Origin of the sequence: Caballeronia sp. LZ003 (genome assembly GCF_031451465.1) — a bacterium.
Taxonomy (GTDB): Bacteria; Pseudomonadota; Gammaproteobacteria; order Burkholderiales; family Burkholderiaceae; genus Caballeronia.
The window spans coordinates 15,441-34,214 of sequence record NZ_JARUXJ010000236.1 but is presented as its reverse complement, the minus strand read 5'-3'; the positions used below and the strand labels follow the sequence as shown (position 1 = coordinate 34,214).

Sequence of the window (18,774 nt, the reverse complement as noted above, 5' to 3'; positions counted from 1 at the left end):
ATTGATGTGCAAGGCAACCGTTACCTGCCCCCAATCTGGCATGCCGCGCCTCTTCTCTCGCCCCTTGCTGTTTAGGCGCGTCACATCAACAAGATTCGCTGAACCCGTGAAACTCGAGATGTCCGTAAAGTTGGCGACTGCGGCAAACTTCTCATCGCCTTCACCATTTTTTTTGTAATCCAATTGCGTACCGAGAGACGGTACTGCGCTTGAGACATCGGCACTGTTGCTACCGTCTGGCGATACTCGCATTTCGTTCATATCTGTACTCCTCTTAAAGCAACAAAAACAATCTCGCGGTTCAATAGATTTGCGCGTCTCGCTACAAATCACTCCAAACGCTCACTTCAACGCGACTACCGAATAGCCGCGTCTCGTGCTCGAAGATGTTCGCAGGCGCGCCTAGCGGTACAGCCCCTACCTCAGGGCAAATCACTGCGCGCACGACTTGTTGCATCAGCGAGGAGCGACCCTCCGGCGTTGCATGCCACACCGCGATCTGCACGCGCGCAAGATACTCGTCGAATGGCCTGCCGCTCAGATCCGCCGCGATTTCGCCCCCCGCCACTTGATACACGATCCAGGGCGGAGGCACGCCTTGCTTGGCGACGTCAGCAAAAACGTGGCCGTCCGCCAGGTTCGCCAAAGCATCGCGAACAATGTCTTCAGCGCTCATCACTCACGCAAATGAGGATGACGTGTTGGCGTCGACGCAAATCGAGGCGCACCGCCTCTATACGCATTGCTTGCCCATCCACAACCACGCGCATGCCTGCACGAATATCCCGTCGATAGCGAATGCGCACACTCGCTCGGACCTCGCTGATGAGTGCATCGGAGGCAATCACCGTCCGACCGCTATCCATGAACACGTCAGCCCATACAGTGTCGACAAGCACCCATTCGATTCCGTTGGCATACTTACTTTGCGTGTCTTGCTGCTCAATGCGCACTCGCCTGTTTAGTTCGCTCGCACGCATTAGACGCCAAGCCCATTGCGGTACGGAAACAACAATTGCTTCGATACCAGGGGCAGTTCTGAAATGCTCGACGAGGTGCCGACAGCGACGTCCTCGCGATAAGCGTACAGCGTGCCGAGAATCAATAAAATCGCCGCGCGTACGGCGTCATTGACCACGATTGGATCATCACCAGCCGTCCCGGCGCGAACGGCCGCAGCCATGTCATCCGCGTTTGCGTAGATCTGTCTATTAAGAAAGTCTGCAGCAGACTGCACCGCTGCGCGCGTGTAGAGCGCGATCAATTGATCAGCTACGCCCGCGTCCTCGCGCAAATGCGCAAGTGCTTGTTCCCTCGTAATGATGGGCGTCGGATCATCCATTCATCGCGCCCTGGCTTTGTTTTGCGGATCAGGCGCCTTCTTGTTTGAAGGGGGCGAAGCGATCTTTCCGCTCCCAACTTCGCCACCACTGTCCAATTCGCGAACAAGGTCATTGGCCTTTAACTCGGCCGCTCGCGCACGGGTAACTTCATACGGGGCGCTAGTAGGATTCTTGAACCCATCCTCGCCGCCATAGGTGCAGATTGGCTGCACCCAAACCTTGTTCGGATCGCTGTAACTGCTCATTGAACTCCCCCCAAAAAGAGAGCCGCATCGAAGGCGGCTCCCTATCTAGATCGCGACGCAGCGTCAGCGTGCTTTCGCCGTGACTTCACCAGTCACGAAGGCTTCAGGACGATAGACCGCCAGCGCGAGTCGTTCTTCCGCGCGCAGCGTTACCATATTTTTAATGAAGTCGTCCTGGTTCTCCGTCGAGATCAGAACTTCGACCTCCATCCGATCGAAGATCTGCGCAGCCATTGCAAATGCCCCGGTCAGAAAGTGGTTTCGCTCCATCGCTTGAGTCTCCACTACCGGAAGATTCCACAGGCGCGGCGCGGTCCCGTTAACCGGGTTGCCGATAAGATAGCGCCCCTGATTATCCTTCATCAACTCGATGGTCGCCCAGTCGATAGGGTTGAGCACGATACCAGTCGACGGAAACTCCGCGAGCACGGCCTGCAACAGCGCGAGTCGGAGGCGATCGATAGCAGTAGAACTCGCGAAGTCCAGAGTAGATTTGAATGCCGAAGCTTGCGGCATGATGCCGAGGATGTTCGAACCCGTGCCATCGCCGCTAAGCAGTTGAGCTTCTTCTGAATACATCAGGCCGTAACGAGCGCGCCCGTCGATGTAGCTTTGGAGCATCGGTGCATCGTCAAGAATTTGCCGCGATGCTTTGAAAACGTGCGCGATCGTGCGGACCGGCTGGTTCTTCAGATCAAACTTAATGTCCGATTGCGGCTTTTGCTTGCCTTCAGCCACCGTCGCTGCAGCATTGGTGAACCCCGTCTCGACGGTGTATTCAATGGAGTTGGCGCTCGTTTGACCGGGCATGAGCAGATCGCGGATTGTCATCGTGCGCTGTCCCGGCGCCACGATGCCGGCCTGACGGTCGGCAACGGTCAGCGAATTTGTCGCACTTGTGCTGGCACCCACGCTCGCCGGGACATTCATGATGTCTTTTCGGTCGATGCGAACACGCACGGATTTGCGCGCGCTACTGTCTATCCCCTTCATCTCTTCCGATTCGGCGACCAGGCGTCCCCAACTCTTAACCTCGACGGGCTCGCGGAGATCTCCGCGTCGCGCAAGCTTTTGCTCCGCCTCAGTCAGCCGCGCTTGCAACTCGCCCTGCTTTAGCAACAGTTCGTCCACCTTTGATTTCGTCTCGGCGCTTACTTCTCCAGCTGACTTCGCCTGCTTCAGCGCTTCTTCGCCGAACTTCTTTACTTCGTCGCCGATGCGCTTCAGTTCGGCGGTGACCTGTTCCATGACCTGCTCGGGATTCGAGCCGGTGTCTTTGCGGCCGTATTCCTTACGACCCAATTCACGGGATTGCGCGGTGCTCATTGTGCGATTCCTCAGAAAGAGAGAGATTTGAGGCTGTCCAGCAGCCGATTACCTACATCGTTCGCCTCGCTGCCAGACTCGCTCTGGAGCAGGTGCTTCAGTCCGCGATTGGCGATCACCGCAGACTGCGATTTCGAGAAGCCTGCATCGCGCAGGAACCGCTCGAATTGTGAAAGCGATGGCATGCCGCCGTGTGCGATGACCGACTTCACGGCTTCAATGCGCGCGTCCGGGTTTGCTGGGTTCGTCACGATGCTGATCTCGACGAGATCTAGCTCGTTCAGAGTACGAACGCCGGTCTTCTCGTTGTAGCTGGAGTCCAGCACGTAATAGCCGATCGACAGGCCGGTGATGGCCTTCGACTTCATGCCGCGATACGCGATCTTTGCGTTCGGCGCATCGTTGATCCACAGTTCGCCGTCGCCGAAAAGGCCGTGATCGTCCTCTTTCAAGCCCGACCACGATCCGATCGGCGTATAGGTGTCGTGCTGCCAGAGGATTGGAAGCGCGCGGCCGCTGGATTGGAGTTCTTTGAGGCTTTTCCCGAATGCGCCAGGCGCGACGATCTCGCCATAACTGTCGACGTTGCCAAACACCGATCCGTAGCCGGAGAAGTGCCCCGCATCATCGACAGATTTAACGTCGAGATCGAACGCGCGGACCTTGTAACCATTTCGGCTTCTACGATTCATTCTTTTGCTCCTGATTCAGCCAATTCTTGAGCGCGTCTTGCGCTTGCAACGCGGCCGACTGCTCGCCGAGCTCGTCGATCGGCAGCAGCGCCGACTGCACCGTGAGAACTGCCGCATTGCCGCTCATCGGCGGCAGATTTTCTTTCACTCGGCACTCGTCGCGCGTCATCAGGCCGTTTTGCGTCATGGTGGAGTAGAAAGCCGCGCGCCCTGCACTGTCAGCGCGCAAAAGGCCCTCAACTGAAAACTCGGCGTAGTACGATCCGCGCTCAGCCGGCGGGAGGCATCCTTTGCTGACTGTCTGTTCGATGCGGGTCAGCCACGGGCGCAATGAGAAAGTCAAGAAGCCGATCATTTGCTGTTCAATGCCCGTACCCCAACTGGTGGACTTCTCGCTGTGCCCGACCATGAACGGCGGCACGCGAAACCAGCGGCAGATTTCTTCGACGTTAAACGCCCTGGTTTCGAGTAACTGCACATCACCCGGATTCATGGTGATGGCCTGATACTTCATGCCCGCCTCAAGCACCATCGTCTTGCCGGCCTGCATTGCGCCGCCGAACTGCTCGGCAAGGTCGTTGCGGATCTCGCCTCGCTTCTCTTTTTGCAGTATCTGGTCAGTCGAAAGCACCCCCGACGGCCGCAAGCCGTTCTTGAAGACGCTGCTACTAGTCTTGTTCGCCGCAGTTGCGTTACCGAGTACCTCACGTGCATACGAGATCACGGAAAGCCCCATCAGACCGTCGAGACTGAAGCCCCGAAAGTGCAGGACGTCATCTTCCGATAGCGTCGCCGTCGTTCCATCGAGATCTTGATACGTGTATTGCAGCGCTCCGGTTGAAAGACGTTTCACCTGCGTGCGCTGAGGAAGCATCATTTCAAGGCCGATGATGGTTCCAGCCGAAACAAGCTTGCGCGCGTAACCATTGCCCCACAGCAGCATGCTCGCAACAATCACTTCCCAGAACTCGGTCGCCGTGTTTTCGGCGTTCGGTTGGCGATGCAGGATGTCGTAAAGCTGATGGGACGTAGCGATCAATCGCGTTCCATTAGTCGTCTTTCGATAGAAGTTCATCGGCAGAGTTGCGATCGTTTCAGCAATCAAGCGCACGCACGCCCATGCCGCCGACAACTGAAGCGCCGAATCAACGGTGACGGACTCGCCACTGGACGAATTCATCCCGCCCCACGCTGCCCAAAAACTACCGTCCGTGAGTGAAATTGGCACGCCAAGCCACTTCAGGACGCGCGCCTTGACGCGCCCCGGCGACTTCTGCTTGCTCTGCTTCATACGATGATCGGACTCGAAAGAAAATCTCCGATGGAGCCTGTTTGCCCTGCGAGCATGGCCCGGCTGACTGCCATAATCAGCGCCACCGCGCCGTCAATCTTGTTGTCGTTACCCTGCTTGATCGGGCGCACGACGTCATCGTTGCCTGGCAAGTTCTTGCCGACCACATTGCTCACGCACCACGACATGATCGGGTTACCGTCGTGATGGAACCGGCCCGAGGTGATCGCAGCCTCAAGTTCTTTCATCGGATCGGACAAGTTCGTGTAGTTCTGCACAATGGTGACCGGTGTCAGCCCCTCGTCTGCGAGCTGGTGCGCAAGGTTGGTCGCGCCGTGCGGGTCCATCGGCACACATTGCACTGGGCTGCTCCGGTTAGACTCAACAGCCTCATGCTGAATGTCGCGATAGTCAATCTCGGCACCATCCGTCTCGAGCAGATGGCCCGAATTAACCCATTTCTGGTACCGCTCCGCCATGCGCCGGTTTTCGGTGTTCTTTACCGTTTCCTCCGGCACCCAGAAGCGTGGCTTGACGCTGTAGTAATGCCGTCGACCCTCGATATCGCGCCAGAAGAGTCGTGCCAGGCTGTTCAAGTCGAGTTTGCGCGCCATGTCCAGTGCCAGAATGCAGTCCTGCCCCTCAAATTGCTCGAGCCTGAGCGTCGGGTCCTCGCAGCTCTTCCAGTCCTCGAGGTTGAAATATCCCGCCTTCGCCGACGTCCACACGTTCAAATGTTTGGTCTTGAACGTGTTCGTGAAGCGCGCCGACTTGATCGCGCGCTGCTGCTGGCTCTCCAAATATTCCTGATAAACCGAGATGCCAATGTTCGGGTTGGCTTTCGCCAGCACGCGCGGATCGGTCCAGTCGTCGCCTTCGTCGATGGTCCATATCCAGCCGAAAAGCTCATCGTCGGGCACAGTTCCTTCCAGCATCTCGATGACCTGCCGCCGCTTGTCGTAGCACGGACCTTCGATGTTTGCCCCGGCCGTCGTGATGATGAACATTAGAGGTTGTTGCCTCGCACCCATGCCGGTAAGCATGGTTTCATAGAGGGCAGATGAATCATGCTCGTGATACTCGTCCACGATCGCGCACGACGGCGATGCGCCGTCGCCCGGATTGCCGATCAGCGGCTCAAAGCGGCTGCCGTCTTCCGGCTTGTTCATGTTCGAGGCATTCACCTCGATTCCTGCGGCCTCGATCAGCATCGGCGAACGCTTGACCATCAGACGAGCGGGTCGAAACACTTCCCATGCTTGCTTTTCAGTCGTCGCGCCGGCGTACACCTCGGCGCCGAACTCGTCGTCGAGTACAAACATTCCGATGCCGACGCCCGCCGCAATAACCGACTTTCCATTCTTGCGTGGCACCTCCCAATAACTCTCGCGGAAACGGCGCTGTCCCGTGCGCTTGCTCACCCATCCGAACGTGCACATCAAACCGAACTTCTGCCATGGCTCAAGCGTCACAAGCTGCCGCTTGAACGCCCAATCGCCCTTCACATGCGGCATCAGTTCAATCAGTGCAAGCTTTCTTTCGGCCGCCGCCGCATCGAACTTCCAGCGAAAATCTCTTTTACGGCTCGCTGCAAGTTCTTTCAGATGACGCTGACACGCGAGCTGTACGTATTTCCCTGCCAGCCGCTTTCCGCGCACGACGGCGCGCGCAAACTGGAGACCCTGCTCCACGCGCGTATAGCTTGCTGCCATCCGGATTTAAGGCCAAAAAAAACATTCAATCATATCCCGAAGCCGTTACTCAGTTCACGGTGCATGCATCGCCGAGCGCTGGCGCAACGGCGCTTGCCTAAGGACCTGCTTGGCCGTGAGCATCGCGCCAACGCTTTGCATCGAGACACTCTGCATAGTCGACGAGCGCGCGAAGCCGCACGATCTTCAGAGCATGATCGCTGGTCTATCCGAGCAATTGAGCAAACGGATTGCTATCTTTCTTTTTACCGCCCCCCGTCACCTTCGACCGGTCGGCCGGCGACATTCCAAATTTGCCGAGAATCGCCTCCAGGCGAGCGAGTTTGGCGGCGCTAAAATTTGTCCAATTCAGGCGAGACTCTGCCAGCAGGCGTGCCGAAAGCTCGACTGTGATGCGATCGGCGCTCGTGAGTACCTCACGCGGCGCTCCGCTTGTAATGTCATTCCATGCCACCAGCTCCTCGCCGGAGAAATAAGAGGGCGCATCTCCAAGCGGGCCAGAGACATCCGGCTCTTCGCGACGCCTTTTCGGATTTCGTTTGTAGGAGCCACGCAACTCCAAGACTGCAGCTGGCGTACGTGGACGCGCCATGGATTAACCCTCTTCTCAAGCGCGAGCAATTGCGCCGCGCTGTTCGGACTCGTTGACCTGTCGCCCAGACGCGCTTTTCAAATCTCATTGTTTAATTTTTGAGCAAATTGGCGACTTTTATGGAGCACATGCCTTATGCGACAAGGCTTTACCGACTACACCCGAAACATGAATTTTGTGGATGTAAAAATTCGACGGAACGGTCGGTCCCTGGCTGATTCGACCTAGAGTTATTCACCCCCTCCCCATCAGCAGCGTTCACTGCCAGTCTTAGTCGCGTGACACTTTCGGCAGATGCTTTGAAGATTTTCATCATCGTCAGTGCCGCCTTGAGATTTGGGAACTCGGTGATCGACCTCTGCTGCTAGGGCCACACGACCAGCGCGCTTGCAGACCTGGCACAAACCGCCGTCGCGCAGAAGGATCCGCTCCCGCTGCTTAACCCACACAGACCCGTAACCGCGTGCATGCCGATTACCGCGCACGGCGTCCGGCTGCCACTTCACATTTTCACGCGCGTGATGCACACAATACGAATTGCGACCTGACACAAGGGCGCCGCATCCACGATGTCTGCATGGACGCATTGGTCTGGGTGGCATTCGTAAGTTGCAACAAAGTGATCCATGAACTAGCCTCGAACGAGGCTACCGCGCAAGACGGACTCCAATTGAAAAGCCCACGCGGCGGACGCTGCGCGGGCTTTAGAGGCAATGATGCAGCCTATCGATTAAGGGCCGATTTTAGACCAAAGTGTTCAATCAGCAGTACAACTATTTTGTTCAATTGAATTGAACACTTTGTCGAGGCCGAGTCGCTCCCGCTTACGCCGGATAGACCTACCTAGGGCTGTAGCTCGAATGGCGAACCGCCGTGCTCGGTTATAAACAGTACCGCGTGCACACTGCTGTTGATGGGCTACCAACTTGATGTTAGCGCGAAACCAATACAATCCAAGAAAGCATTCGGCCTCTTCGAACAACTCCTCGCGATTGCATAGCTCGCTGATTGCCATGTTAAAAAATGGCATCTCTGGATCAAGAAACGAGTCAGGCTCCGTTGTTGTCAAACGCCGCGGCGGCTGGAGACGCGCGAGCACGTTCGACTTGACGTACGGCGCAAAGATGCGGCGCGTCAGACACCAAATGACCCAGCGATGCGCCTTGTCGTCCGCCGCATTGCGTGCCCCTTCGCTCAACTCCTGTTCACTCATAGCCTCTCCGCTCAACCTACTATCGCTCAACCCCATAAGAGATACTCCAGTGGTCCAACCAAGCCACCAACTGCTCGCGCAATTCTTGATTGCGGGGATACGGTAATTGGACCTCACCCTCCTCTTCGATCCCTGCGAAAGGACAACCCGGAAATGAGATCCAACGTTGCCCGCAATCCACGCATCGGACTGCCATCTGCAATAGCGGCCCCGGGATGGCAGACATCTGTATGTAGGTGAACGCGCTCATTCTCGCCTTGCACGCGGCAGCTTCTCGAAATCGACCGTGATGGGGACGACGGCTTCAGACTCTGTTCCGCAGCTTCCCAACCGGCTGCTAAGTTGCACAACGACGCTCGTGCCATCGCCCGCGTGGGGGACGCCGGCGGCGTTACACACGTGATCCGCGAGGATGTGCTTGATCCGATCTGCATGGGGTACCGCGCGGTGGGTTCCTGTGGTTGTACGTCCGGTGTGAATGTTAGTCATGCTGTGGCCCCTTTCGATGTTGGCGCGTCCGGCGCCATCCATGTGTGATCGCCGCTATCGCGAAACGCCTCAAGCGACTTCCAGTTACTCGCATAAAGGCAATCGACCCACGCGTATTCGTGATTGACCCAGTCGGATCGTTGGATCGAGCCGCGGTATCCCACAGGGATGAATGCCAGCGCCTTGACCTTGTATTCCTCTCCGCTGTGATCAAGATGCCGCACACGGCGCAAACCATGCACCATCGTTTCTATTGGCGTCATGTTCGTCATATACGTGAATCGTCCGCGCATTCCCCTCTCAGTCACCAGACCAACTACGGGAATCTGTACGGTTAATACCATCGGCTGCATCATCTTCATGCGCTTTCCTCTTTCAAACCCATCTTCACAGCGCGCACTCGCTCCCATCGCGCGAATGCGCGGTCCCACGTTGCAAACTTGACCTTGCGCGCCGCCGACCCTTGATCGATCCACGCATGACAAGCGTGGCAGCCTGGCACGGTGAACTCGTGCTTCGCCTTAAGCCCCATTCCCTTGCCGTGCTTGCTTTGGTTTGAGTGGCAGGGCACGACCGACGCTGACGCGCCAAGGCAGACTCCTGCAAGCCGAATCCAGCATGATTCGCCGCAGCATGCAGCGAGATACTTGGAACCTTCGGCCACCGTCGGCTTCTTGATGCGCCGCTTTATCGCCGTGCGTCGCAGAGTGGTCGACCGGTCTGCCGTCTTTCGGAATGGCGACGGCCTAAGTCGCGAGTTAATCACCGTATTTCCTCCACATCCCAGCCGCCGCCGTCGCGCGCCTTTCTCGGATACACCACCTTGAAAACGAGGGGGAAGATCCGTGCAGCGACCTTCATCTTGACCTTGGCGTCATCGCTGAAGATGGCACGAGCACCCTTCACGTCGTGCATCTCCAACACCCCTGACGCAGGCAACACCACGTAATCCACAGTCAGAAAGGTCCTCGGCGCGAGTTTCAGCTTGATGCCCTCAAACATGTACCACTGGATTTCGCCTGAGCGCCGTTGCTGTTCGAGATGCGCTTCGTAACGACGCTCGGTTGCGTTCTGCTCGCCGTCTCGAAGCCGACCGAGCGCGTGAAGTACCTTTCTCGCAGCCTCGCCCGGTGTTGCCGTGCCGCGCGCCGCCAGTACTTGAGACACCACCGGATCGAAGCCGGACATGATCTCGTCGACTTCGCTGTTTGGCTGTGTGTCGAACTTCTGCGCAAGTGCTCGCTGCTGCGAATCTCGTCCGACAGTCATGTCCTCGCGTACGCGCGCCGTGCCGACATTCCTCGTACCTGCCGGCATGTGCACGGGCCAGGATGAGCAGCGTTTCACCATGCTTGCGCTACCTCTCGTTTAACCAACGTGAGGAAATAAGGGATGCCCAGGAATAGCGCAATGTAGGATTCGCGTTCCCACACGAGAATGCCGATGATTGCCATCGTGCTCACGAAATCGTAGAACGCGTTCACCGGATAACCATGCTCGTAGTCCCTTGCACGCACCAACAGCGCCGCGATCCACGTGATTTCGGCAACGATGCAGAGGTAGGCAATGGCGATTTCTCGCGCGTGTTCATAGCCGCACTCGATCCACAGATACAGGCAGATAATCAGCAAAATGTCGAAGAAGATGGCACGTACAAGCTTCTGAAGATTCATGATTTTTAGCTCCAGCAAAAAATGTCGATAAGACACGTCGACTGTCCCAACACGTAATGCCAGTCGGGCAAAATGCGCAGTTGCGAAAGCCCGGACGAAACACTGCTTCGCGGCCGGGGCTTCCACGACGCGTATGTGTTCCCACGGCTCAGGCGTGAAAATCTGCCGGCAACAGTGCATCGCCGAATATGTCGAGCACGCTTCGATAAAAGCGCTCGGACCCACTGCGCTGGGCGTCTTTCAGCACGTGGTCTATCCATGGCCCTTTGCCTGCGGCCTTCGCGACCAGCACGCGGTATTCGGGCAACGATTCGTCAGGGTCCTTAGGGCGCACACCGAGTCGCGCAGCCTCGCGGCAGACATCGGCTTCGCCGCCGAGCCACCATTCATCGCGGCGGGCACCCGAGCGAGCGCCGGGCGCTTCGGCAAGTACCTCGTCAACGAAGCGAGCCAGGAAGCCGACGTTCACGGCACGGCTGTCCATGTCCCGCTCGCGCGCTGCCACCGCTCGACGATGCGCCTCGCGAAGCTGATCGGCCGTGATCCCACGGCGCACCCATGCGAGCACATGCGCTCGGTCGGGACTACGATTGACAAGACAACGTTTGCGACGCGCCGCCTCCAAAGCGATTAGTAGCTCGGTGAGCTCGTGCTCGAAGTTTGGAATCCGGGGTTTTAGACAAGCAGCAGCGGCAGCATCGAAGTTATTCACAGGGTCGCTCGCGCGCGCGTTGCTGCTGCTCTCTGCTGTAATCTCTGCTGTAGTCTTAACACCGTTAACGACTTGGCCAAACCCTTCTCCCCGGACAAGGGTTTCACCGCTTCCCGGGCAAGGGTTCGACCGGTTAGCGGACTGGGGAAAGTCCATCTCCCGAAATGGACTTTCCCCATTTCGGGAGATGGGGGTTTCCCATTCGGGCGACTGCTCATCCTCCCGTGCGTCGTGACCGCCTTCAACGACTCGTTCAAGCGCGTCTTCGTCGATCCGGTAGTAGATCTTGTGCTCCAGGCGCTTCTCGGTCTCGATCAACACACCAGATTTCTTCAACGTGCGGCGCGCCGCCCGTTGTTCTTCGTAAGTAAGGCCCGTTTCGTCACGCAGGTCGTCAGCGGTTTTGTGCACTCCTAGTTCGCTTGCGGCACGGCTTTGCCAATAGAAGATTTGACAGAACAAGACCGTCGCTTTCACGCCGCCGAGATGTCGCGCAAGGCCAGGGTAATAGGCGACTGGACGCCCAATATCGCGAAGTACGTCAGATACCCTCATGCGCCACCTCCACGGTCACTTTGAGCGTCGGAAATAGCGCGCGAGCACAAGAGAACAGCTGAATGCTGATAAGTTGTGAGTGCGAGGCCGTCGAGGTAGTGGCGCTCGACCAGTCTGAAAACGTAGACGCTCATAAGCGTGCCTCCGAAGTTTTGCGGGAAGCCCTATCCCACGGTTGACGTTCAGACGTGCCCGCGCCCGATGCAGCGTGTCTCGCAAGAATCGCGGAGATCGTGGACGCATAGAAGGAGACGTGTGCGAACGCGTCTTGATGCCGAGTGAGCGGCGACTCAAGCGCTTGCAGCGCAGGCATTGCTTTGCGCCAGGCAGCTTGTGCAATCTTGAGGTGGATTAAGAGCGCGCCCAGGTGCTGGGCTTCGTCATGCCTGATCGCGATCCAGCCCGTCGCTTCGCATTCGAGCAACTTTGCTATCCAACAGCGAAATGCGGCCGCCTTCGAGGTACGCGCAAGCGTGCCGAGCAAGTGCGCGCCACGTAGAGAAAAAATGCGAACTTGCTCATCGCTACCCGCTGTACGCAGCGTCACAACGCTGGTCATGTCGTCGCTGAATTCGGCAGCGTTGCGCTCGAATAGGTCGTTGATCGCCCGCCGACGATTTTTGTAGCCAAGGGCGTCAGCAATCTGCTGCGCCTGTAACCAACGCTGACCGGAATGGTCGATAACGTCGAAGCAGTAAGTCTGAAAACGAAGGGATTGTGTTTGCTCAGGACGAGCGAGGGTATTGGCACGCATGGCGGCCTCTCTGTAGGGTTGTAACACCGCCACCACCGACGCCAATCGATGGTGGACGGCCAAAGCAGGATTGGCGTACCGGTACAGAGCAACCGGCGAGCCTTTCGGCTCTCCCACAGTGGCCGCCCATAGAGGACGCACCAAAGCAAAAAAGCCGCTCGGCGACGCTGAGCGACTTTCGGTCGCTCTGTAACCCGAGACGCCAATCCCGGTCGCTGTTGTCTCAGCGATGCTCTGAGTATAGTCAGCGCGGCGGTTGGCGGTCAAGGCGGCGAAGGGCTGCGAATACAGATTGACGAGTGTAGCCAGATACGCTACACTTAATCTATGATCTTGAGCTTTCGACACAAAGGGCTGGAAGCGTTTTTCCGCACTGGCAAAAAGTCCGGCATACAACCACATCACGCTGGCAAACTGCGTTTGCTTTTGACGGCGCTGGATCAGGCGAGAAGCCCACAGGACATGAGCGCACCCGCTTGGCGTTTGCACTCGTTGACGGGTGAACTTGAGGGGCACTGGTCGGTCTGGGTTAACGGCAACTGGCGCCTTACATTCAGCTTCGACGGCACAGATGCTGAACTGGTCGACTATCAGGACTACCATTAAAGGTGAAACTATGAGCAGGATGCACAACCCTGCACACCCCGGAGAGGTTCTGCGAGAATGGATTCCTGAAGGGATCACGGTCTCGCAAGCCGCAGAGGCGCTGCAGATCAACCGCGTGACGCTCTCGAAACTTCTGAATGGCAAGGCAAGCGCAACGGCGAATATTGCTTTGCGCTTAGCAGCTTGGCTTGGGACTTCTCCCGACCTATGGATGGGCATGCAAGCCCAGTGGGATCTTTGGCAAGCGCAGCAGCAACCAAGGCCGGACATCAAACCATTGGAAAGACACGCTGCTTGATTTGGTGCGCACGCATGGCCATCGATGTCTTTTATTTTTACAATGACACTCACAAATCCAAATCTCGCCGTAAAAGAATCGAAGCGGAATCTTGCTGGCGAGTTGCTGCAGGCGGTCCGCGAAATGAAGGAAGGCCGTGCAGCCCGCGTCACACACGTGGAGCCGTCCGCAGCATCTGTAGCCCGTGACAAAAGCGGTTTGTCACAAAATGAATTTGCCAAGCTTATTGGCGTCTCACTGCGCACGTTGCAAGAGTGGGAGCAAGGCCGGCGCAAGCCGACGGGCGCTGCCCAAACTTTGCTGCGCGTGGCGGCGCTGCACCCGGAAGCGCTTCGCGATCTGCAAAGCAGTTGACTGGACCAAGCTTTGTTCCGGCGTTTGACGACGACTGACTTCAATCGCGAGAAGCGAGCCGGAAACAAACTTTGCTTAAGGTGAACAAGCTTTTTATGCGGCTTATCACCAGACACACGTCGCACGGGAAAAGCGTTTTTCTTGACCTGTTCGACGAAAGCGAAGCGGCAGAGCTCCAAATGTGCGCCATCTGGCGCAAAGGGCTGACGACCTGGTTGCAAGATCAAAAGATGACGCAAGCCGCGGCGGCAGAAGTGCTCGGCACTACGCATGCGCACGTTTTCGACCTTAGGAGAGGGAAGATCAACCAGTTCAGTCTCGGCTTGCGGGTACGACTGCCTGCACGCGCTGATTTGAGTTCGCGTACGTGGCTTAAATCGAGTTAAGCGTTGGCGCCACAGTTCGATAGGAGCAGGAACGAGGGCATGGGACGACAGCGAGTAGAGATAGTTTAGTGTCCGATCTGTATGCAACAAGGAATTAACGTGATTGAGAATAGAATGCGCCCCATCCACCCGGGCGAATTCCTTCGCGAGGACTTTCTCGCACCATTGGGCATGAGCGCAAGCGCGCTTGCTAGCGCCCTGCATGTCTCTACTGCCCGCATCAATGGCATCTTGAAAGAGGAGCGCGAACTCACGGCAGACATGGCCTATCGGTTGGCTCGGTACTTCGATACCACGCCAGATTTTTGGCTTAACCTTCAGGCAACATACAGCTTGAAGACGTTGCCTACGCGCGACGAGATAGACCGTGAGGTCATACGGCGCGAACCAAAGCAGCGTTGATACAAGCGCTCGGATGTAAGCATTAGGCGCTACGCTAGCCGTAAAGCGCTGCAAGTTCATGCCCCGCCCTCACCATCGTGCTCCATGCCAAGCACCCAGCGCAGCGCGGCCGCACGATCTCCCGACGACACAGCGAGCTCACGTGTGATCTCCTTTCGACCGCGCAGCTTTGGCTTCGCAGCGCCGATTACTGCACGTTGCGCGCGAGCGCGGGCATGACCTACGACATGCTGCCCCGCTGCGATTAGTTCCTGGACCTTCTCTCGCTGATCATCCGGCGGAAGCTTCGAAAGTTGGCGCGCGTGCGTGACATTGATGCGCAAGCTATCTACCGCCTTGCGGACATCGGCACAGCAGTCGAGCAGCGCGATGGTGGCGCGAACAGTGCCTATGCCGCACCCGAAGATCGTGCCGACTTCGGCTTCGCTGTAGCCGAGCGCCATTACGCGCCTCATCTTCTCAGCACGGCCGAGCTGCGTGTCCGCCTCACGAAGTTCGTTCTCGCCGATGATTGCAGTCAGCGTCGTGCGTCTGTCGCCTCGATACACCTGCGCCGGGACTTGAATAGGCGTCTCGCCACGTGCTCGCCGCCACTCGTTGACCAATCGGGCCGCTTTGGTACGTTGCCGACCCACCGCAACCTCGGTCTCTCCGGTCTCAGTGTTTTTCACAACCGAGATCGGTTGCAAGACACCTTGAAAGTCGATGTTTCGAGCAAGATCCTCGTTGACCGGGAGGTCAACGCGTGGATCATAAAGCGGCGAATTCGGGTCCGTCACCAACACCAACTTGTCAGGATCGAAGAAGAGCAGGTTCGTCTTTCCCGATGCGCCATAAGCGTCAATTGAGTTCTTTGCCATAGTTCATGCCCATCAATTTCGCGTCTCAATTAATCCATGAACGCAGGGGTTCTTGCTGCCGTACTGCAATCCGGGTATCGCATTTTCGTAGTTGTACTAACCGCACTACGAGCGTCCGTCAATTGCGCCTTGTCAGTTACTGATTAGTGCCCTGCTGCGGTGCTTCCTCCGGAGCTGATGGTATGGCGTCTGCGCGTTCGTTCCGCGCGACGGTGAAAGCTGCCATTGGTAATGGAATCGCGGGCTCATAGACAAAGCGCCGCTGTGAGAGTGTCTCGTTCTCGCCGGTCTCAACATGAAAGGCTTCAGGACATTCCGTTTTTACTTGCTCGACAATTGCCTCAAGTGTTTCGCTAGTCGCATTCTTAAGCATTCGATGATGCCGCTCGGTAAGCATTCTTGCTTCTCCTTATCGTACGCAAAACATGGCGCCTTCCGGCATCATCCCCTTGATTGACCGAACCAAACGCCGCCGCTCGTCAAATGCCGGAAACTCTTTCCCAGCGATAGTCCGCGTAAGTATCAAATCCGTGACTTTGGGGTCGTAGCGAATGCTTTAAACTCCACGGCTATTTTTGTTTCGCCGGGTGTGACGTTGTGAAAAGGGGGGGCCGGAGGTAGCAAGTGAAGGCAAGCCGCTGGCTTCCTGTCGAATCGCTGCGGATCGTCTCGGACGCGTCGGGCACAGCCGATCTCTGGCGCTCAATTTTTTGCGCCGATACGGAAATCGTACCTTCACGAATGCGCCCTGCTCTTCAGCGAGTTCCGGCCAGATCAGATGCCAGTCAACAGGTCGCAGATCGCGGCGGCAGCAAACCCCGCGTTTCTCCGCCAAAGGGGCAAGACGAATCAGTTTGTCGTCTGGAATGCCCCCTTTGCGCCACGCGTGAACGGACGGCGCGGTTATGCCCAACAGCCGCGCGACAGCTGTTGTGCCGCCTAAAGCGTCGATGAGTGCGGAAGGTTTCATGGTCGAAATCAGGTTGTAACCACCTTATGTTAGGACTAGCTAAACGGATTGTCAATAGCGTCTCCTTTCGTTTAAGATGTTAGGATTAACTAATGCTCTCCGAACGACTACTTCTTGCGATGAAGGCTGAAGGCATCAGCCAAGCAGAACTTGCGCGTGCCTGTGGCGTTCGGCCGCCCAGCGTCCACGGATGGCTTAGTGGCAAGTCAAAATTTCTTCGTGGCGAAAACCTGCTCTCAGCAGCTCGGGCGTTGAATGTTTCGCAAGAGTGGCTGGCTACTGGCAAGGGGCCAATGAAGGGCCAGTCCTTGCACATACAGGCTAATTCGAGCACTCAACTCCCACCTCATGATCATCTGTCGCACGATGATTTCACGCTAATTCCGCAACTAGATATTTCCGCAGCCTGCGGAGACGGGCGGCTCAACGAGCATGCCGAGGTGCAGGGCAATTTCGCTTTCAGGCGTTCAACCTTGAGAGCCCTCGGAGTCACCGATGCAACGGCGCGAATAATTAGCGCTGTCGGGTGCAGCATGTGGCCGACTTTGCATGACGGCTGCGCAGTCTTAATCAACACGGCTGATGTAACGCCAAGAGACGGAAAAGTCTTTGCCATGTGCACCCCCGAAGGGGGGCTGGTCCTCAAACGGTTGATTTGGGATTACCACGCCGCAATAGGCGCACAGACTTGGATTATGCGCAGCGACAATCCTGACAAGGCTGCACATCCAGACAAGATTCTTCCGCCTGACGATCGAACAATGCTCGTTGGCCGCGCACTTTGGAACGACAACTTCCTATAGCCGCACCAAGGTAGTGCGATCCGCATTACCTTTGCCTACCTAATCGGCGATTAGTCGCCTCCCTGCTCGAAGGTAACGTCACGGCGCTTTGAAAGCTATTGACTTTTAAGTTAGCCTCTCCTAATATCTTCATACGTATTGCCAGCGTGTCCTCGGCTAGCAGTTCAACCGCAATTGATCAAACAGCCTACGGGAAAGGTATCGCGCATACCCATCAGGTTTAGGTCACCGCCGTTGATATGCGTAGCGGACATCGCATGGGCGACGCAGGCCCAATTGATCGAACGCGGTGCTCTTGAATGTCTAAGCTGGCAAAAACCCTAGGTCTACTAAGTGGAATCCATATGATTGAGACGGCCTTCGCACTATTGTCGTTCCCTAAAGCCGCTACGCCCCTTGGCTTTCCGTTCAAAGATGATCCACCGAAACCGTTTCATTCGGACAAATCGCTCTTGCTTTGCACATCTCGCGCTGACATGTCGACCGAATATGGCTACACATGGCCGAGTCTTGGCGAAACGGCAGAAGCTCCCATCTGGGAGCCGAACCTTCGCTTTGGAGGTCTTCGTGGTTGGCTCTACGGTCATGGCGAGTATGCCCTTGGCGGATGTCTCGAGCCGACAGCGAAGTGGCTCGTTGTCGAGGCGGATACGAGCGACATCATCAAATTCGACGGTATCTGCAAGTTTCCGCGCGGTAAGGTGCTTTTTATTGGCCCGCGCAAGAAGGCTGCTGAATATCTCATTACGCATGAGCCCCGCGCTCGCGAGCTTCCCGTGATTGGTGAGCATCGCACCGTCGGCGATGGCAAGTCCGCTATCGTTGGCGCGCCCGGCACAGCATCCGCTGGAGATGACGGAACCGCTGTCGCCGGAAATCGTGGCGTTGCGTTAGTTGGAGCTCGCGGAGTAGCAACCACCGGCTTTCTCGGCACGTCCGTGGCGGGTCACTGCGGAACAGCTGTCGCTGGCGATGGTGGAGTCGCTACTGTAGACGATCATGGAACTGCTATCACCGGCTTTCAAGGCAAAGCAAGCGCTGGCAAGCTTGGTCAAATCAGCATTTGGTATTGGGATTTCATGGAAAGGCGTTACCTCATGAAGGTCGGATACATTGGAGAGGACGGCTTAGACCCATACACCATCTACACACTGAGCGATGATAATCGTTTCATCAAGGTTTAACCTTCCTGAACAACAGAGACGAAACGATGACTCTTCTAACCCGCGCCTTCATTTTGGAAAAATACGGTGTTCGACTCACGATGAATCAGTTGGCAACGCTACTCGCGATGTCGGAGGGCACTATCCGCAACCAAGTCAGCGCTGAAACCTTCCCGATCGCAACTTACACGGAGGGCTCTAAGCGGTTTGCATCGTACGAGGCTGTTGCGGACTATTTGGATTCCATGTCAGAGAAGGCGCGTGCGCGAGCTGCGGCATGATATGACGCCTGGCGAATCTGAACCAATCCATGGCGCGATGCAGACGATCGCTCG

Annotated in this window: 27 protein-coding genes and 1 pseudogene; 8 read left to right on the top strand and 20 right to left on the bottom strand. The window is 56.8% G+C overall.

The window, feature by feature from the left end; genetic code table 11:
* The 17 genes and pseudogenes from QCE79_RS36405 to QCE79_RS36325 all read right to left on the bottom strand — a co-directional run.
* Positions 1-261 (bottom strand): annotated as a pseudogene (locus QCE79_RS36405) (hypothetical protein); the annotation flags it as partial.
* 61 nt (positions 262-322) lie between these two features.
* A complete protein-coding gene (locus QCE79_RS36400; protein ID WP_309853226.1) occupies positions 323-676 on the bottom strand; it encodes a DUF3168 domain-containing protein in 354 nt (117 codons plus the stop codon).
* Complete coding sequence (locus tag QCE79_RS36395; RefSeq protein ID WP_309853223.1) at positions 666-980, bottom strand: phage head closure protein; 315 nt, start codon at positions 978-980, stop codon at positions 666-668. The genes QCE79_RS36400 and QCE79_RS36395 overlap by 11 nt, the downstream gene beginning before the upstream one ends.
* Positions 980-1,342 carry a head-tail connector protein gene (locus QCE79_RS36390; RefSeq protein ID WP_309853221.1) on the bottom strand — a complete coding sequence of 121 codons (363 nt, stop codon included), beginning with the start codon at positions 1,340-1,342 and terminating at the stop codon, positions 980-982. Before QCE79_RS36390 ends, QCE79_RS36395 begins: the two co-directional genes overlap by 1 nt.
* Before the next feature lie 309 nt (positions 1,343-1,651).
* Positions 1,652-2,914 (bottom strand): phage major capsid protein, encoded by a 1,263-nt coding sequence (locus QCE79_RS36385; protein ID WP_309853218.1) that lies wholly within the window; start codon positions 2,912-2,914, stop codon positions 1,652-1,654.
* Positions 2,915-2,925: 11 nt separating this feature from the next.
* Entirely contained in the window at positions 2,926-3,606 is a 681-nt protein-coding gene (locus QCE79_RS36380) for an HK97 family phage prohead protease (protein WP_309853216.1), read from the bottom strand.
* Complete coding sequence (locus tag QCE79_RS36375; RefSeq protein ID WP_309853215.1) at positions 3,596-4,897, bottom strand: phage portal protein; 1,302 nt, start codon at positions 4,895-4,897, stop codon at positions 3,596-3,598. The genes QCE79_RS36380 and QCE79_RS36375 overlap by 11 nt, the downstream gene beginning before the upstream one ends.
* Positions 4,894-6,609 carry a terminase large subunit gene (locus tag QCE79_RS36370; RefSeq protein ID WP_309853213.1) on the bottom strand — a complete coding sequence of 572 codons (1,716 nt, stop codon included), beginning with the start codon at positions 6,607-6,609 and terminating at the stop codon, positions 4,894-4,896. Before QCE79_RS36370 ends, QCE79_RS36375 begins: the two co-directional genes overlap by 4 nt.
* Positions 6,610-6,814: 205 nt before the next feature.
* Entirely contained in the window at positions 6,815-7,201 is a 387-nt protein-coding gene (locus QCE79_RS36365; protein WP_309853211.1) for a hypothetical protein, read from the bottom strand.
* 248 nt (positions 7,202-7,449) lie between these two features.
* Positions 7,450-7,788, bottom strand: a complete 339-nt coding sequence (locus QCE79_RS36360) for an HNH endonuclease (RefSeq protein WP_309853238.1) — start codon at positions 7,786-7,788, stop codon at positions 7,450-7,452.
* Positions 7,789-7,958: 170 nt separating this feature from the next.
* On the bottom strand, positions 7,959-8,414 hold the full coding sequence (locus tag QCE79_RS36355) for a hypothetical protein (protein WP_309853209.1): 456 nt from the start codon (positions 8,412-8,414) through the stop codon (positions 7,959-7,961).
* 485 nt (positions 8,415-8,899) lie between these two features.
* Positions 8,900-9,265, bottom strand: a complete 366-nt coding sequence (locus QCE79_RS36350; protein ID WP_309853207.1) for a hypothetical protein — start codon at positions 9,263-9,265, stop codon at positions 8,900-8,902.
* A complete protein-coding gene (locus tag QCE79_RS36345; RefSeq protein ID WP_309853236.1) occupies positions 9,262-9,666 on the bottom strand; it encodes a nuclease domain-containing protein in 405 nt (134 codons plus the stop codon). The genes QCE79_RS36350 and QCE79_RS36345 overlap by 4 nt, the downstream gene beginning before the upstream one ends.
* Positions 9,666-10,091: a DUF1064 domain-containing protein gene (locus QCE79_RS36340; protein ID WP_309853205.1), complete on the bottom strand. Its 426-nt coding sequence runs from the start codon at positions 10,089-10,091 to the stop codon at positions 9,666-9,668. The genes QCE79_RS36345 and QCE79_RS36340 overlap by 1 nt, the downstream gene beginning before the upstream one ends.
* Before the next feature lie 155 nt (positions 10,092-10,246).
* Positions 10,247-10,576: a hypothetical protein gene (locus tag QCE79_RS36335; RefSeq protein ID WP_309853203.1), complete on the bottom strand. Its 330-nt coding sequence runs from the start codon at positions 10,574-10,576 to the stop codon at positions 10,247-10,249.
* A 148-nt stretch (positions 10,577-10,724) separates the two neighbouring features.
* Positions 10,725-11,843, bottom strand: coding sequence for a hypothetical protein (locus QCE79_RS36330; protein ID WP_309853201.1), 1,119 nt, complete (start codon positions 11,841-11,843; stop codon positions 10,725-10,727).
* A 130-nt stretch (positions 11,844-11,973) separates the two neighbouring features.
* Positions 11,974-12,597 (bottom strand): Bro-N domain-containing protein, encoded by a 624-nt coding sequence (locus tag QCE79_RS36325; RefSeq protein WP_309853199.1) that lies wholly within the window; start codon positions 12,595-12,597, stop codon positions 11,974-11,976.
* Between the two features lie 327 nt (positions 12,598-12,924).
* Here QCE79_RS36325 and QCE79_RS36320 point away from each other — a divergent pair, with 327 nt between their 5' ends.
* The 5 genes from QCE79_RS36320 to QCE79_RS36300 all read left to right on the top strand — a co-directional run bounded on the left by QCE79_RS36320 (position 12,925) and on the right by QCE79_RS36300 (position 14,643).
* Positions 12,925-13,203: a type II toxin-antitoxin system RelE/ParE family toxin gene (locus QCE79_RS36320; RefSeq protein WP_309853197.1), complete on the top strand. Its 279-nt coding sequence runs from the start codon at positions 12,925-12,927 to the stop codon at positions 13,201-13,203.
* Entirely contained in the window at positions 13,169-13,501 is a 333-nt protein-coding gene (locus tag QCE79_RS36315; RefSeq protein ID WP_309853195.1) for a HigA family addiction module antitoxin, read from the top strand. The genes QCE79_RS36320 and QCE79_RS36315 overlap by 35 nt, the downstream gene beginning before the upstream one ends.
* Before the next feature lie 42 nt (positions 13,502-13,543).
* Positions 13,544-13,855: a helix-turn-helix domain-containing protein gene (locus QCE79_RS36310; protein WP_309853232.1), complete on the top strand. Its 312-nt coding sequence runs from the start codon at positions 13,544-13,546 to the stop codon at positions 13,853-13,855.
* An 80-nt stretch (positions 13,856-13,935) separates the two neighbouring features.
* The gene (locus QCE79_RS36305; RefSeq protein ID WP_309853230.1) at positions 13,936-14,241 is read left to right on the top strand and encodes an XRE family transcriptional regulator; all 306 of its coding nucleotides are present in this window, start codon (positions 13,936-13,938) and stop codon (positions 14,239-14,241) included.
* 99 nt (positions 14,242-14,340) lie between these two features.
* Positions 14,341-14,643: a HigA family addiction module antitoxin gene (locus QCE79_RS36300; protein ID WP_309853193.1), complete on the top strand. Its 303-nt coding sequence runs from the start codon at positions 14,341-14,343 to the stop codon at positions 14,641-14,643.
* Between the two features lie 56 nt (positions 14,644-14,699).
* Here QCE79_RS36300 and QCE79_RS36295 read toward each other — a convergent pair whose 3' ends face one another.
* The 3 genes from QCE79_RS36295 to QCE79_RS36285 form a co-directional block, all read right to left on the bottom strand.
* Entirely contained in the window at positions 14,700-15,503 is an 804-nt protein-coding gene (locus QCE79_RS36295; RefSeq protein WP_309853191.1) for a ParB/RepB/Spo0J family partition protein, read from the bottom strand.
* A 136-nt stretch (positions 15,504-15,639) separates the two neighbouring features.
* Positions 15,640-15,900, bottom strand: a complete 261-nt coding sequence (locus tag QCE79_RS36290; RefSeq protein WP_309853189.1) for a hypothetical protein — start codon at positions 15,898-15,900, stop codon at positions 15,640-15,642.
* Between the two features lie 159 nt (positions 15,901-16,059).
* Positions 16,060-16,473 (bottom strand): carph-isopro domain-containing protein, encoded by a 414-nt coding sequence (locus tag QCE79_RS36285; protein ID WP_309853187.1) that lies wholly within the window; start codon positions 16,471-16,473, stop codon positions 16,060-16,062.
* 92 nt (positions 16,474-16,565) lie between these two features.
* Here QCE79_RS36285 and QCE79_RS36280 point away from each other — a divergent pair, with 92 nt between their 5' ends.
* From QCE79_RS36280 to QCE79_RS36270, 3 genes are all read left to right on the top strand, one after another.
* Positions 16,566-17,276, top strand: coding sequence for a helix-turn-helix domain-containing protein (locus tag QCE79_RS36280; RefSeq protein WP_309853185.1), 711 nt, complete (start codon positions 16,566-16,568; stop codon positions 17,274-17,276).
* A 344-nt stretch (positions 17,277-17,620) separates the two neighbouring features.
* The gene (locus QCE79_RS36275; RefSeq protein ID WP_309853183.1) at positions 17,621-18,460 is read left to right on the top strand and encodes a hypothetical protein; all 840 of its coding nucleotides are present in this window, start codon (positions 17,621-17,623) and stop codon (positions 18,458-18,460) included.
* Between the two features lie 26 nt (positions 18,461-18,486).
* On the top strand, positions 18,487-18,720 hold the full coding sequence (locus QCE79_RS36270) for a hypothetical protein (protein WP_309853181.1): 234 nt from the start codon (positions 18,487-18,489) through the stop codon (positions 18,718-18,720).
* Positions 18,721-18,774 lie beyond the last annotated feature (54 nt).